This is a genomic window from Nostoc sp. FACHB-892, from assembly GCF_014698795.1.
Lineage (GTDB): Bacteria > Cyanobacteriota > Cyanobacteriia > Cyanobacteriales > Nostocaceae > Nostoc.
In genome coordinates, this window is record NZ_JACJTR010000015.1 from 113371 (window position 1) to 126260 (window position 12890).

17 protein-coding genes and 1 pseudogene are annotated in these 12890 nt (G+C 41.7%); 5 read left to right on the top strand and 13 right to left on the bottom strand.

The window, feature by feature from the left end; translation table 11 throughout:
• Positions 1–51 precede the first annotated feature (51 nt).
• Entirely contained in the window at positions 52–954 is a 903-nt protein-coding gene (locus tag H6G96_RS20250; protein WP_190913115.1) for an ABC transporter permease, read from the top strand.
• A 58-nt stretch (positions 955–1012) separates the two neighbouring features.
• Complete coding sequence (locus H6G96_RS20255) at positions 1013–1822, top strand: DUF3598 family protein (RefSeq protein WP_190913116.1); 810 nt, start codon at positions 1013–1015, stop codon at positions 1820–1822.
• 55 nt (positions 1823–1877) lie between these two features.
• Here H6G96_RS20255 and H6G96_RS20260 read toward each other — a convergent pair whose 3' ends face one another.
• From H6G96_RS20260 to aat, 6 genes and pseudogenes are all read right to left on the bottom strand, one after another.
• On the bottom strand, positions 1878–2126 hold the full coding sequence (locus H6G96_RS20260; protein WP_190913117.1) for a UPF0175 family protein: 249 nt from the start codon (positions 2124–2126) through the stop codon (positions 1878–1880).
• Positions 2127–2225: 99 nt separating this feature from the next.
• Positions 2226–2564, bottom strand: coding sequence for a DUF5615 family PIN-like protein (locus tag H6G96_RS20265; RefSeq protein WP_190913118.1), 339 nt, complete (start codon positions 2562–2564; stop codon positions 2226–2228).
• Positions 2561–2785 (bottom strand): DUF433 domain-containing protein, encoded by a 225-nt coding sequence (locus H6G96_RS20270; RefSeq protein WP_190913119.1) that lies wholly within the window; start codon positions 2783–2785, stop codon positions 2561–2563. The genes H6G96_RS20265 and H6G96_RS20270 overlap by 4 nt, the downstream gene beginning before the upstream one ends.
• An 81-nt stretch (positions 2786–2866) precedes the next feature.
• Positions 2867–3085 (bottom strand): annotated as a pseudogene (locus H6G96_RS42860) (type II toxin-antitoxin system HicB family antitoxin).
• A 142-nt stretch (positions 3086–3227) separates the two neighbouring features.
• Positions 3228–4121 (bottom strand): hypothetical protein, encoded by an 894-nt coding sequence (locus H6G96_RS20280; protein ID WP_190913120.1) that lies wholly within the window; start codon positions 4119–4121, stop codon positions 3228–3230.
• Positions 4122–4310: 189 nt separating this feature from the next.
• A complete protein-coding gene (gene aat / locus H6G96_RS20285) occupies positions 4311–4886 on the bottom strand; it encodes a leucyl/phenylalanyl-tRNA--protein transferase (protein ID WP_190913121.1) in 576 nt (191 codons plus the stop codon).
• A gap of 102 nt (positions 4887–4988) precedes the next feature.
• On the opposite strand from aat, the gene H6G96_RS20290 reads away from it, so the two are divergent.
• Positions 4989–5318 (top strand): hypothetical protein, encoded by a 330-nt coding sequence (locus tag H6G96_RS20290; RefSeq protein ID WP_012410384.1) that lies wholly within the window; start codon positions 4989–4991, stop codon positions 5316–5318.
• An 89-nt stretch (positions 5319–5407) separates the two neighbouring features.
• Here H6G96_RS20290 and rpsN read toward each other — a convergent pair whose 3' ends face one another.
• The 6 genes from rpsN to H6G96_RS20320 form a co-directional block, all read right to left on the bottom strand.
• Positions 5408–5710, bottom strand: a complete 303-nt coding sequence (rpsN, locus tag H6G96_RS20295) for a 30S ribosomal protein S14 (protein WP_190728168.1) — start codon at positions 5708–5710, stop codon at positions 5408–5410.
• A 75-nt stretch (positions 5711–5785) separates the two neighbouring features.
• Entirely contained in the window at positions 5786–6475 is a 690-nt protein-coding gene (nth, locus tag H6G96_RS20300; RefSeq protein ID WP_190913122.1) for an endonuclease III, read from the bottom strand.
• Complete coding sequence (gene rseP / locus H6G96_RS20305; protein ID WP_190913123.1) at positions 6451–7554, bottom strand: RIP metalloprotease RseP; 1104 nt, start codon at positions 7552–7554, stop codon at positions 6451–6453. Before rseP ends, nth begins: the two co-directional genes overlap by 25 nt.
• Before the next feature lie 131 nt (positions 7555–7685).
• Positions 7686–8966, bottom strand: coding sequence for a serine--tRNA ligase (serS, locus tag H6G96_RS20310; protein ID WP_190913124.1), 1281 nt, complete (start codon positions 8964–8966; stop codon positions 7686–7688).
• Between the two features lie 198 nt (positions 8967–9164).
• Positions 9165–9485: a hypothetical protein gene (locus tag H6G96_RS20315; RefSeq protein WP_190913125.1), complete on the bottom strand. Its 321-nt coding sequence runs from the start codon at positions 9483–9485 to the stop codon at positions 9165–9167.
• Between the two features lie 310 nt (positions 9486–9795).
• Positions 9796–10374 carry a DUF3611 family protein gene (locus H6G96_RS20320; RefSeq protein ID WP_190913126.1) on the bottom strand — a complete coding sequence of 193 codons (579 nt, stop codon included), beginning with the start codon at positions 10372–10374 and terminating at the stop codon, positions 9796–9798.
• A 743-nt stretch (positions 10375–11117) separates the two neighbouring features.
• On the opposite strand from H6G96_RS20320, the gene H6G96_RS20325 reads away from it, so the two are divergent.
• Both H6G96_RS20325 and H6G96_RS20330 read left to right on the top strand, forming a co-directional pair.
• Positions 11118–11465 (top strand): PadR family transcriptional regulator, encoded by a 348-nt coding sequence (locus tag H6G96_RS20325; RefSeq protein WP_190728174.1) that lies wholly within the window; start codon positions 11118–11120, stop codon positions 11463–11465.
• Positions 11466–11517: 52 nt separating this feature from the next.
• Entirely contained in the window at positions 11518–12048 is a 531-nt protein-coding gene (locus H6G96_RS20330; RefSeq protein ID WP_190728175.1) for a cofactor assembly of complex C subunit B, read from the top strand.
• A gap of 450 nt (positions 12049–12498) precedes the next feature.
• Here H6G96_RS20330 and H6G96_RS20335 read toward each other — a convergent pair whose 3' ends face one another.
• A complete protein-coding gene (locus H6G96_RS20335; protein WP_041566316.1) occupies positions 12499–12816 on the bottom strand; it encodes a DUF3155 domain-containing protein in 318 nt (105 codons plus the stop codon).
• Positions 12817–12890 lie beyond the last annotated feature (74 nt).

Below are 12890 nucleotides of genomic sequence, written 5' to 3' on the forward strand. Positions count from 1 at the left end.
TTGGGAATTAGGAATTGGGAATTATTAATTACGAATTACGAATTACGAATTATGTTTAAGTCTTTCACCAAACTTGACTACCTGCTCAAAGAAACTTTCCTCGGTTTATTGCGGGGAGGTTGGATGAATTGGGCAGCTGTAAGTACTGTTACGGTGTTACTGTTTTTATTTGGCTTGAGTTTGCAAACCTCTTGGCAAGTTGAAAAACTCCTCTATCAGTTCGGTAGCCAGCTAGAAGTTTCAGTTTATCTCGAACCAGATAGGCAAGCCGAAAGCATTGAACCACTGATCGCAAAAATGCCAGAGGTAGCGACGATGCAAACCATTACCAAAGAGCAGGCTTGGACTAAGTTAGTTAAGGAAATGAGAATTTCTGATATTGAAGGTGCTACCGAGCAGCTAGGTGAGAATCCTTTGGTTGATGAGATAAAGGTGAAAGCGCGTAATTCTCAAGTTGTACCAACTTTGGCAACGCAACTGGCTAAGTTAACAGGAGTTGAAACGGTGCAGTATGTGGATGAAGCAGTCAAACGCATTGCCCAATTGCACCAAGGTCTGAACTGGATTACTTTAACAATTACGATTATTCTGACTTTAACAGCGATCGCAGTGACTACTACGACAATTCGGCTGATTGTCATGGCGCGACGGCAAGAAATTGAAATTATGCAACTAGTGGGAGCAACTTCGGTTTGGATTTACCTGCCATTTATTTTACAAGGGATTGCTTTTGGTTTAGTTGGTGGTGCGATCGCTTGGAGTTTTATTTCTGTAATTCAACAGTTTATCGGTAAGTTGCTAGCTAATCAACCTGAGTTTATTCAAGCTATTACCAACGGGGTGCAACTCACTCCAAGAGAAATATTACTATTGCCCCTAATTCTCTTAAGCTTTGGTGCAGCTGTAGGATTAATAGGAAGCTTATTCGCTGTCCGACGTTTTGCCAAAGGTTAATCATTAATCATTGCGGCATTGCAAAGGACAAATGACAAATGACAAATGACAAAACCTTATGAAATCGCAATGGGAATGTTTGCTGCAAAATCTCGGTGTATGGGAAGGTTCATTTACCAACTTTTCTGCCGAGGGTATACTTCTGAACGATACTCCTAGCCATCTTTCCCTAGAAGGTTTGAACAATAACCAAACAGTGCTATTAACTTTGTGCCGTTCGGGACGAGATGATTTAGTTAAAGAATATAGTTCAGTGGGAGGGGGCTTACTATTTTTTGAAAATGGTTCTTTTTCTGAAGGTTTAATTCAGCTAGCGCCATTTTCCGAATTCGGTGCAGAACTCGCTTTTGTTCATGAAAATCGCCGCTTACGTCTGGTGCAACTGTTTGATAAGGCTGGTAATCTAAGTAGATTAGTTCTAATTCGAGAACATTTAGCAGGAACCCCAGCAACAGAACCTCCACCCTTGCAAGTAAATGACTTGTTGGGTGAATGGCAAGGACAAGCAGTGACAATATATCGAGATTTGCGTTCGCCTGATATTTACTCTACAACTTTGAAAATACAACTTGATGATACTGGGCAATTAATTCAAAGTACCTCTTTTGGGGAACGTACAATTACCTCAACTGCTACTATCAAAGGTTCCATCATTCTTTTTGACCAAGATCCCGAAAAGCAAGTACAAGTATTATTGTTACCTGATGGCGCTTCTGCAACTTCTCCCCTCAAGGTGCAATTACGTCAACCATTATTTTTGGAAGCGGGTTGGTTAATCCAGTCAAATCTGCGTCAGAGGATGATTCGCAGCTATAACGATAAAGGTGAATGGGTTAGTCTGACATTAGTTACTGAAGAAAAAGTGTAAGGGATTTGAGAGTGCGATCGCTCTATCCATCTCAGAGAGATTATGCTGATAACAATTACAGCCTTCCAAGCTCTCGCAGATTTTTCAAATCCAATTCCAAGTCATCAACGTCATAAGAGTAGAGAGGGATGTTTCGCTGCTTGAGGAGTTGGCGAAAAGTATTGGGTTGCATATCCGCTAGCTGACTCGCGTAGCCTATCGTTAAGCGCCCTGTCTGGAATAGGAACAGCGCAATTTCTTGACAAAACTCGCTTGGAGTAAGCTGAGATGCTTGGAGAATTTCGTCTGAGATTACAACACTCATAACAAGGCTAGTTTTCCGATTATTATGTTTAGGGTAGCTTAAGAAGCTTCAGGTGCAGTAGGTTTGTTAGACTGCGATCGCTTTTCTTAGCCTCCACCGTTAATCCCCTCTGATTTCGACTAACGCTTCACCAGATCGCAAAAGCTCTAATGCTTCTAGCAATGTAGAATTCAAAATCTCTTTCAATCGGGTATTTGACGTATTGCCACATGTTAACCAGATAACTTGTGGCGGTGTTCCAAGACGATCAACTAAGTCAGCAAAGTCACTGTCTTTGGTGATGAAAATGACTCCTCTAGCCCTAGCTGCCTCGAAAATCTCAGAATCTTCGGCATCTCTTAGCCCAACATCACGCAAAGCTAATGCGGTTATGCCGAATGTGGTGGTGATCCAAATTGCAATTGCGGGTGACAGATGTGCATCTACCCAGATCGTCATGCAACCAAAACGGGATGATTGAGCTTACGTGAAGCATACACAAGTGCTGCTTTAAGATCATCCGCTTCTAAATCAGGCATTTCTTCTAGAATTTGTTCGGCACTCAGTTCAGCCGCAAACAAGTCGAGTATATCTGATACTCGAATTCTCATGCCCCGGATACAGGGACGACCACCACATTGTTTGGGATTAACTGTAATTCTTCCAAGTAAGTCTGACATACGGTTTCACTCGGAGATAGTCTTTAACCTAGTATATAAGGTAGACGCTTCTTAAGTTGCAAGTGTTGAATTGCTTGGTAATCAGGCAATTTGAAGCGTGCTAGGTTCAGGAATAGATTCATTTTCTACTTGCCAAGCTTCCAAGTACATTTCAATCACTTCTTCGCCATTACGAATAGCTTACTCACGAGTTTTGCCATGAGTGCAAGGCATAATAACGCGATCGGCAAACTCTGGAATTGTGACTAAGAAAAGCTGATTTTCATCAAACCATTGAACAATCATCGTGTATCGACTCATCAATCCTAGTTCTTGATCGCTTTTCTTAGCCTGCACCGTTAATCCCCTCTGATTTCGACTAACACTTCACCAGATCGCAAAAGCTCTAATGCTTCTAGCAATGTAGAATTCAAATTGAATTGTTATGCTGTGGTGCATAGTGTTACTGTCCATCCATCCACTCGGAACAAGACTCACAAAAACCAAAGTTCCAGGAAAAACCTGTCATGACTTCTCCACATCTACCACACTCTGTTAGAGGATTAATACTATTGCACTCTGAGTTGCTACAGATACCTTCAAATTCCCCAAGAGTAATCAGAGTTTCTTGATAGCAATCTGGGCATATCGTAAATGGAAAGTATGCTCCTTTATTGACTCTATATTCTTGCTCTATTTCTTGAAGAATACGACTATGGTTACGCTTAAATTTTCTAACTTTAAGCTGAATATCTTGATTCCACTTTTGTTTTTTTTGTTGTTCGATACGTTTCCATATTGAATCAATAGTATGTATTTTTTTCTGAAGTTCTAAGCTTTCAGATGAAGCTTCAATATTTATTTGAAGCTCGTTAACAAGAAATCTATCAATCAACTCCAAAAACTTTGAAATATTCGTCCATAAACGATATTTATTAGTGGAAACTTTATAATGCTCAAACTGGTTTCTAATATCCTGAACAGTCCTAATTACTTCAAGCTCATCGTTAGAAAATATAACTTTTGGGCCAATCTCAAGCCTTTCTAATGCTTCATCCAGGTCAATTGTATTAGGAGTCTTGCCAGAAGATATTTTTTGTTTTACTTCATTGACTCGCCCTTTAAAGATAAGTTCTGGTAAACGACGGGAAAGACGTTCTTTGAGAAGCAATAAAAAGCCAGAGAATAGATGCAACACACCATACTTGTAGCTACTTATAGTTATATCTGTAGCGCTGGAATACTCTCTAAGCACATGGTCTTCATCAAAGAGTTCATCTATACCCTTAAGTATGAAGTCAACTCCATTATCAAGTAAGTTAAATTGAAGTGTAGAATCAGATTTTTCGTTACTCATGGAAAACTTTATTATCCCAATCTCGGCTTCTCACAAATAACCTCGAAATTGCGCCCTAAGCCTGAAAAAGCTACTGAATTAAATGTCCTATAAAATTTGACCTCGCTTAAGCACTATTCTTACATAACAGGAAAAGCTTAAGCACTATTCTTACATAACAGGAAAAGCTATGTTAAAAAGTTTACGGAACTATACCAAAAAACAACGACGTTGTAACGCTTGCTTTAGTAGCATTTGATATTCTTCATCTTCAACTTGATAAGCCCCAAACCTCTCCAAATGGGGATTCATCATTTGGGCATCGAAAAACACAAATTTTCTCTGGCGTAATCTTTCCACCAACTTTACCATCGCTACCTTCGAGCCTTCAGGAATGCGGTAAAACATCGACTCTCCAATAAAAGCCCCACCAATAACAATCCCTAAAATTCCCCCAGCTAATTCGTCACCTTGCCAAGTTTCAAAACTATAAGCATAACCACTCTGGTAAAGTAGCCAGTAAATCTTTTGTAATTCCGGTGAAATCCAAGTTGTCTCTCTGTCAGCACACCCAGCCACCACAGCTTGAAAGTCCCGATTAATCGCCACACTAAAACGCTCTTGATTCAGGACACGCTGCAAAGACTTGGGGTAGCGAAACCGTTCATCCAAAGGAATAAAAGTCCGATCGCAACTTCCGTACCAACTCAGGCGATCGTGTTCATCAGCCATGAGAAAATAGCCTTGTGCATAACCCTCAACAATAGCCGCGATATCATATTCCATAAATAAATATAAAAAAAACACCAGAGAAACGCAATTTGATGTTAACAGTCAACCTCAGCGTTCCTCTGCGTTTCCCTCCGCGTCCCTTTGCGTTTAAAAAAAATGACTCAACCAATTCCCCCCATTACCCTACCACCGCCTGAAAACCCCTTGCTCGAAGGTGAATGGTTACGAGAACGCCTACAACGATGGCTAGATACAGAATTTATCCCCGAAGCAGTCAACCAAAACATCGCCCAACGAGCCGCACAGATTTTTGTGCGTCAACGGATGGAAGGAGAAAACGACCTTGGTTCTCTGGTAATTGCCATTGTCACAGAGATGCAGTCGTATGATTTTTCCAATAGCTTTTATGGAGAGTTTGCGATCGCTAACGCCGTCAGCGATCTACTCTTAGAGAGTCTGGGAATTGATAAATGTTGTGGTCAATAATAAATAGTTAGGAGTTAGGAGTTAGGAGTTAGAAGTTAGGTTTGTCTCAATTAATAACTCATCACTCATAACTCATCACTCATCACTTTTTACCAACTAGACTTAACAACTCCAGGCAATAGACCTTCATGCGCCCATTCTCTCAGCACGTTCCGAGACAACCCAAAATCGCGGTAAACACCTCTAGAACGACCAGTCAACCAACAACGGTTGCGGTGGCGGGTGGGCGCACTATTCCGGGGTAGCTGTTGAATCTTGCGGTGGATTTCCAACTTATCTAGGGGAGATGCTGCACTTTTGAACTCTTCCAAAAGAGCTTCCCGCTTGTCAGCATACTTTTCTATCAACCTAGTGCGCTTTTTCTCGCGCTCAATCATGCTCTTCTTTGCCATTATTCTCGAACTTATTTAAAGACACCGTTCTCTATTCTACAGTTTCTCCATCAATTCTGGGATTACTTGTGTCGCTTACCCTACAACCATTGGCTTATTAGCAGCAGGGCATAAGTCGGCAAGCTCACAAGCAACGCAAATAGGAGAGCGTGCTTTACAAATAGCACGACCATGATAAATCAGCCGAATTGACCAATTTTCCCAATCACGCTGCGGCAGTAAACCCATTAAATCTTGCTCAATCCGAACAGGGTCTTTTGCTTGGGTTAAACCCAAACGTTCGCTAAGGCGCTTGACGTGAGTATCTACCGTTACGCCAACATTAATGCCGTAACCATGACCCAGAACTACATTTGCTGTCTTCCGCGCCACACCTGGAAGCTTTAACAACTGTTCCATTTGGTTGGGAACAACAGAGTCAAACTCATTAACAATCATCCGACAGGCGGCTTGAATGTTCTTGGCTTTATTGCGATAAAACCCTGTTGAACGCACCAAATTTTCTAATTCTACCAAGTCAGCGATCGCTAAACTAGCAGCATCAGGAAACCGCTCAAATAAAGCTGGTGTTACTTTATTCACCCGTTCATCAGTACACTGAGCAGAGAGAATAGTTGCCACCAACAATTGTACTGGTGTTGAGTAGTTCAAAGAGCAAGTAGCATCTGGATAAAGACGCTTCAGGCGAGCTAAAATTTCTATCGCCCGTTGCTTTTTAGATAACGATTTGCGGGTAATGCTCACTGGAACAATTTTTGTACCCACTCCAATTGGCTAGTTAATTGAGTAGTTTCTTTAACTATCAGAAAAATTCCTAGCCCTAAGAGTAACACTAAACCAGTTTGCATTACACCTTCTTGAATGCGAGCCGGAACAGGCTTACCACCGCGCAAGCCTTCAATCAGCAGGAAAGCCAGTTGTCCGCCATCCAAGGCTGGCAAAGGCAAAATATTGATAATAGCCAAGTTAATGCTGATAATTGCCCCAAAAGACAACAGATTTACAGTATTGTCCTCAGCTAATTTTGCACCAATTTTGACAATATTAACCGGCCCAGAAACTTGTCCAGCAGTTTGTTGAAAGTTGGTAATCAACTGTCCAAAACCGCTCAGTGTCCCAACAAATAATTGTTGAAACCTGTTAGCAGCAAGACCAAAAATTTCAAAAGGACTATTAGGACGGCGATAAATTGCTGTAGCATTAGGACTAAGCGCCACACCAACTACACCTTTGCCATCGGCTCCCTCTTTTGGCGTTAATTTTATGGATTGTTGTTGGTTTTCACGCTGAATTTTCAGTTCGATTTGCTGATTTGGATGAGTTTGAATTTCTTTTGTCAGCAAAGGAGTTGACTTGTCAGAAGCCGGGAGTTCTTGACCGTTAACAGCCAGAATAATATCTCCTTCCCGAATTCCTGCTTGGTAGGCAACAGATTCTTGATTAACAGGCTGGACAACGACACCAGCCTTATAGTTTAATTCCTTGGGAATGCCAACGATGCCTAATTGCAGAACCAGCACCAAATAGGCAAATATTAAATTTGCTATCACTCCGGCACTGATAACGATCGCCCGGTCTAAAATTGGACGATTACGCAACAGATTTGGGTCATTGGGTGGAACATCGCTATCGGGGTCATCATCAGGAAAGCCCACAAAGCCGCCCAAAGGAAAGGCGCGGACAGCATATTCGGTTTGTGAACCTTGATACTTCAAAAGAACTGGGCCAAAACCCAAAGAAAAACGGTTAACGAGAATGCCTTGAGAACGGGCTGCAACAAAATGTCCCAACTCGTGTACCAAGATTAAAACAGCCAAAACTGCGATCGCTGCTAAAACTGACATAGAGTAAATGAGTGAAAATATTAAGCTATAGTTATCTCCATTCTAATTGGGCATTGGGCATTGGGCATTGGGCATTGGGCATTGGGCATTGGTAAATAACAAAGGACAAAGGACAAATGACTAATGACCAATCATAATACTTCCCGCCCCAAGTAAGGTTGCAGCGCTTCTGGTATCCTCACTGTTCCATCAGGTTGTTGATAATTCTCCAAAATTGCTGCCATTGTCCGTCCCACAGCTAAACCCGAACCATTGAGGGTATGTACAAACTGAGTGCCTTTCTTCCCTGCTTCTTTGAAGCGAATATCAGCTCGTCGCGCCTGGAAATCTATAGTATTGGAACAGCTAGAAATTTCGCGGTATTTGCCAGAAGAGGGCAACCAAACCTCTAAATCATAAGTTTTGGTAGAGGCAAATCCCAAATCTCCAGTACTTAAATTTACTACTCGATAAGGCAACTTCAACGCCTGTAAGATTGCTTCTGCATTCCCCACCAATTTCTCCAGTTCATCAAAAGATGTACTTGGTTCGACAAATTTCACCATTTCCACCTTATTGAACTGATGCAGGCGAATTAATCCTCGCATATCGCGCCCATAGCTACCAGCTTCGCGGCGAAAACAGGGAGTAAAAGCACAGTGGTAGATAGGCAAGTTTTCAGCAGCGAGAATTTCGCCCCGATAAAGATTTGTAACCGGGACTTCAGCCGTAGGAATCAGCCACAAGTCATCATCAGCACATTTAAAGCTTTCTTCAGCAAACTTGGGTAACTGACCGGTCGCCGTCAAAGACTCGGTATTCACTAACAACGGTGGACTGACTTCTACATACCCAGCTTGAGTATGAAGAGTTAGCATAAATTGAATTAATGCCCTCTCTAATGCCGCACCAGCGCCTATCAATGTCACAAAGCGACTTTGGGCAACTTTTACAGCCCGTTCAGTATTGAGAATTCCTAGCTTTTCGCCGATTTCCCAGTGAGGGAGAATATTCGGATTTTGGGGAATGTATTCATCACCCCAACGGCGCACCTCTACGTTATCTTCCTCATTTTTACCAAGGGGTGTAGAGTCGCTTGGTAAATTGGGAAGTGCCAACACAAGTTGGGCAATTTCAGCTTTGAGGTCTTTTTCCTGGGGTTCCAGTTCGCTCAATGTAGCCTTGACAGAGTTCCCTTCATCGCGCAAAACTTGAATTTCTGGGTCTTGAGGATTGATTCCAGATTTAATCTTTTGCCCAACAATTTTACCAATTTCGTTACTCCGAGCTTGGAGTTGACTGCGTGTCCCCTCTAGTTCTCGTTGCTTGCGATCTAACTGTAAAATCGGTTCAATGTCGTATTTGCCACTACGACTATTCAATCGTTCTTGAACTAATTGCGGATTTTCCCGTATTTGCTTAATATCCAGCACAGATTTTTCTCAGTTTTTAGCCTAAAATCTTCCTGTCAATACAGTTAACACATAAGCATTTAGCATATAGTAATTTTGGTTGGCTGTGACCTGAAAAACAAAGTTTATTAGAAAAATTCAGTCTTAATCTCTGAATCAAGATTTTACCCTAGCATCACTGCCAGGGCTAAGAAATCATATAATAATCTATTTAGCTAATCATAAACTCTTATTTTGAGTCACTGTCGTTTCAGAAAACTGACCAAGACTCTGACCATTACCACTACCATTATTATCAGTGGCTGCAAACGTCCTTTGAGTGATATTAGGTGGTTCCTTATCGTCTCTGGTTTGTCCAGGTGAAGGTAACCAGTATGCAAGCACACCTGATAAACCACCCCAGTAAAGCGCAATATTTTTATCATCTGTTGGTGAGCCAAGCTTGAAAATGCACAGTCCCAAGACGATGCTACTAAAGAAAACCTGTACGCCAAATCTCCATACGTCTTGATTAAATTTCTGTGCTGATTGATTTCTCATGGTGTCATACTTCCAAAAAAGGTACATATCATCCCTGTGCTAGTTTTGGCATCACCAATACAACTTGGCGGAATTCGTAATTATGCTCGTACCCTTACAGGTATCTTGCTTGGCGCAGCGTGCCGCTTTTTTGACTCGCTAACGTAATTCGTAATTCCTATACCGCAAGCGTTCCATTGATTTGAATTACGCAGTGCTGTACTAGCAGTATGTTTTTCAAGGATTATGTAGTTGTCTTCACACCCAGCTTTGTCCGTTTCGGAAAAATATGATTAACTTCTTTTGATTCTTAGAAAACTCAGCACTTGTATTAGGGCCGGTTAATCCGATTCAGTAGCCATAGTGATGCAATAAGCCCTGCAAAATGTGCTGAAACAGTGTTGGTGTTTGCCTGTACCACAAGCATATCTAGACCGCTAATAATCCGGGTAGGGTCAAAAAATTGGGTAGTTATAGCTTGGGGTGATATGGATCTTGCTACCAGTGTACCAACGATCGCTTGCGCCCCCAAAAGAGTTACCAGCGTTCCCCCTAAATTCAGCCACAGCCCTAAGCGTAATACTTGCACAGTCTCGCTTTTCCGAGGGCGGTTACTGGGATTCGAGGATTCCAATTGCTTGCCAATTCTAGTGTAACGATAAGCTAAATAAATGCCCCCACCCAAAATAACCAGTCCACAAATTGCTAAAAATACACCAAAGCCAGTCCCAGGATTATTACTAGAACTGCCACTTCTTTGATTAAAGATGGCGAACAGCAACACAATTATGCTAGAAACAACGCCTAGTACTAGCTGAATCCAAAAGCTAATCCAACCTGTAAGGCGAAAAGTTTGGGCAATTGCCCGGAGAGTTGAGGAAGATGATGGAGCATCGGGAGTCTGTGACATACTGATCACTAATGTGCTGGGCGCTTGATTAAAGGACACGGGGACAAGGAGAACTTTGTTGAGAAGTTATCACACTCCGCGTCTCTGGCTCTCCGAGAACACCAATTCAGTAATCCTGGAAGAACCTTTCCCTCAACCCTACAAGGGTTGTAAGCTAGGGGGTTACGTTTTTGATTCCTGAATAGATGCTCTAGTCTTTGCGTCTTCTTTGATCAATTTACTATCACATATACCAAATGGGACAAGAGATTATCTTGTCCAGCCAATCAGCAATGGTTACTACTTAAATAAATATGTCCAAAGGCATAGCAGCTTTAATCCAGGCATATTCCTTAGCTTAAGCTTTTAGAATCTGCATTGAGAAAATCACTGTAAAACAAAGTGTTTATTAAGTTCTACAGACAAAATAGCATTTTACCTGTAAAATTTCTTCGATGGCATTTTATTGCTTAAGCAGTTCTAACTAGCTCGGCATCACTTAACACCAAGGCAGTGGCCTTGCCACTGTCTGTTCGCTCCTCACCACACCGTATCGAGCTTGAGTAGGGGTACATTCTTTTATGCCCCTAAAACTCGCAAACTCGTCCCACAACTTCACAGGTGTGGGTAATTATTTCGTATTTACGCTTTGGAAATCTATTCTAAGTAGTTTTCTGTACTGTGTTTGCTTAGTTGCATCACTGTATACTGACTACAAGAATTGTAGACCGACCCTAAGGCATTTTTTTAGCCATTCACTAACCATGAAACTTGAGGATATATATCAATTCTTTGAGAATCCTCCGCCAACTTACCTTTGTCAGGAAGTAGCAGTTTGTTACATACTGTCTGTTTTGTTACAAGGTGAATCCTACGGAACCGAGTTGATTGAGCAATTAGAAACTGAATATCCAACCTATAGGCTTTCGGATACCGTACTTTATAGTGCAATCAAATTTCTGGAAGACCAAAGGGCAATCACTGGATATTGGAAGAAACTGGAAGGACGAGGACGCCCTAGGCGGATGTACCAAGTTTCTCCAGAATGGCAAGTTCAAGCGCAAGAGTTAGCTTTTCAATGGCTTGATTACATCAACAGGAAGACAAAGTAACGAATGATTGATAATGAATAAGTCTCCTCCAGTCAAACAGTAACAATTAGTTATGGATACTGCTATTCTGCCATCTACGTTCCTGCTAACCTTGTTGTTATCGGTTGGGCTGTTTTTCTTTATTCGTGCCTCGACTAAAGACCGCATAGAAACAGCGCAACTGGTATCTGAGCAAGACGAAGCTGCTTTAATGTCTCAATTACAAGAGTATTTTCGCTCACGGTCTTACCGAGTGGCAGAGGTAGACCGAGAACAAAACAAAGTGACTTTTGAAGGTAATGTTCGCCCCAGTTGGTTCTTAGCTATATTTTTAACTCTGCTGGCAGCGACTGGTATTGTTTGTCTATCACTAGTCGTGTATCTGCTTTTTCCTAACCTCAGTACCTTTGTTCTGGCTATGGTACTGCTGTCGCCTTTAAGTGGCCTATTTTATTGGAAAAAATCTGGGAGACTTGAGAAGGTGTCGCTCAAAGTAGAAACAACTCAGAGCAAACAAACCCCCTCAAGTAAAATCACTGTAGTTGCCCATCGGGATGAACTGGGCGAGTTACAGAGAACTCTACAGCTCAAGGCTGGGGAATAATTTTTGGTTTTTATGACCATCTATTAACTATGATATGCAGACTTCTGACCTGACCTACTCTTTAGGCAATGGAAAGTAGGAAGGAGGAAATCAAGACTTCTGCTTTGTCAGTTTTCCCCACAACTTTTGTCGTGGGGAAAAATTTAAATTCATTAACTTAAATTTGTTGACAGAGCTTGGTTAACAATTCACGGCATAAGAGCACAACTTCACTAGCGCTTTTGGACGCGCTTGGCTTTATACCCACTCCCTTCTGCATCGTCAAAATAGCATCAATCCATGCAAGATAGCGTGGTTTGAGACAAATTAACTTTCCAACTACCTGGACTAGCCTTAAAAAGCAAATCAACTCCAAACTAAAAAAAGATTAAATTCTGCATAAACTTAGCAATTTTGCCAGTTAATGATAGTCAGGAGCCATATTCAATGCGTATGATGACCGTTTATGGTTCACCGACTAGCTAAAGCAAGAGGTTCTTGACCTGGCGAGGGTTCTAATACCCTTAAGCTAGGAAACAAGAAATGGTTTTCCTCTACGTATTGAGCACCAAACAGTCCCTTTTCTGCCCAGAAATAACGATCTGTAGTGTGTTCGTTTCGCTTTACGAGTAGCAACGCAGGTGGCAAAATACCTTCAGCTTGAATGAATCTTCTTGCTGCTGTCACAGGTTTTTCTTCGCCACTTTCGATGCTATATTGAGGCACATGTTCCAAAATTCGCCGTCCTTCCTGACGACGACGACTTTTCCTTTTGCGTCTCCTTGCCAATCTATTGTCCTCCTCTTTCAAGCTATAGATTGTAGTGATAGCTACAAAATCCGTCGCCATTATATAAGTTCTAG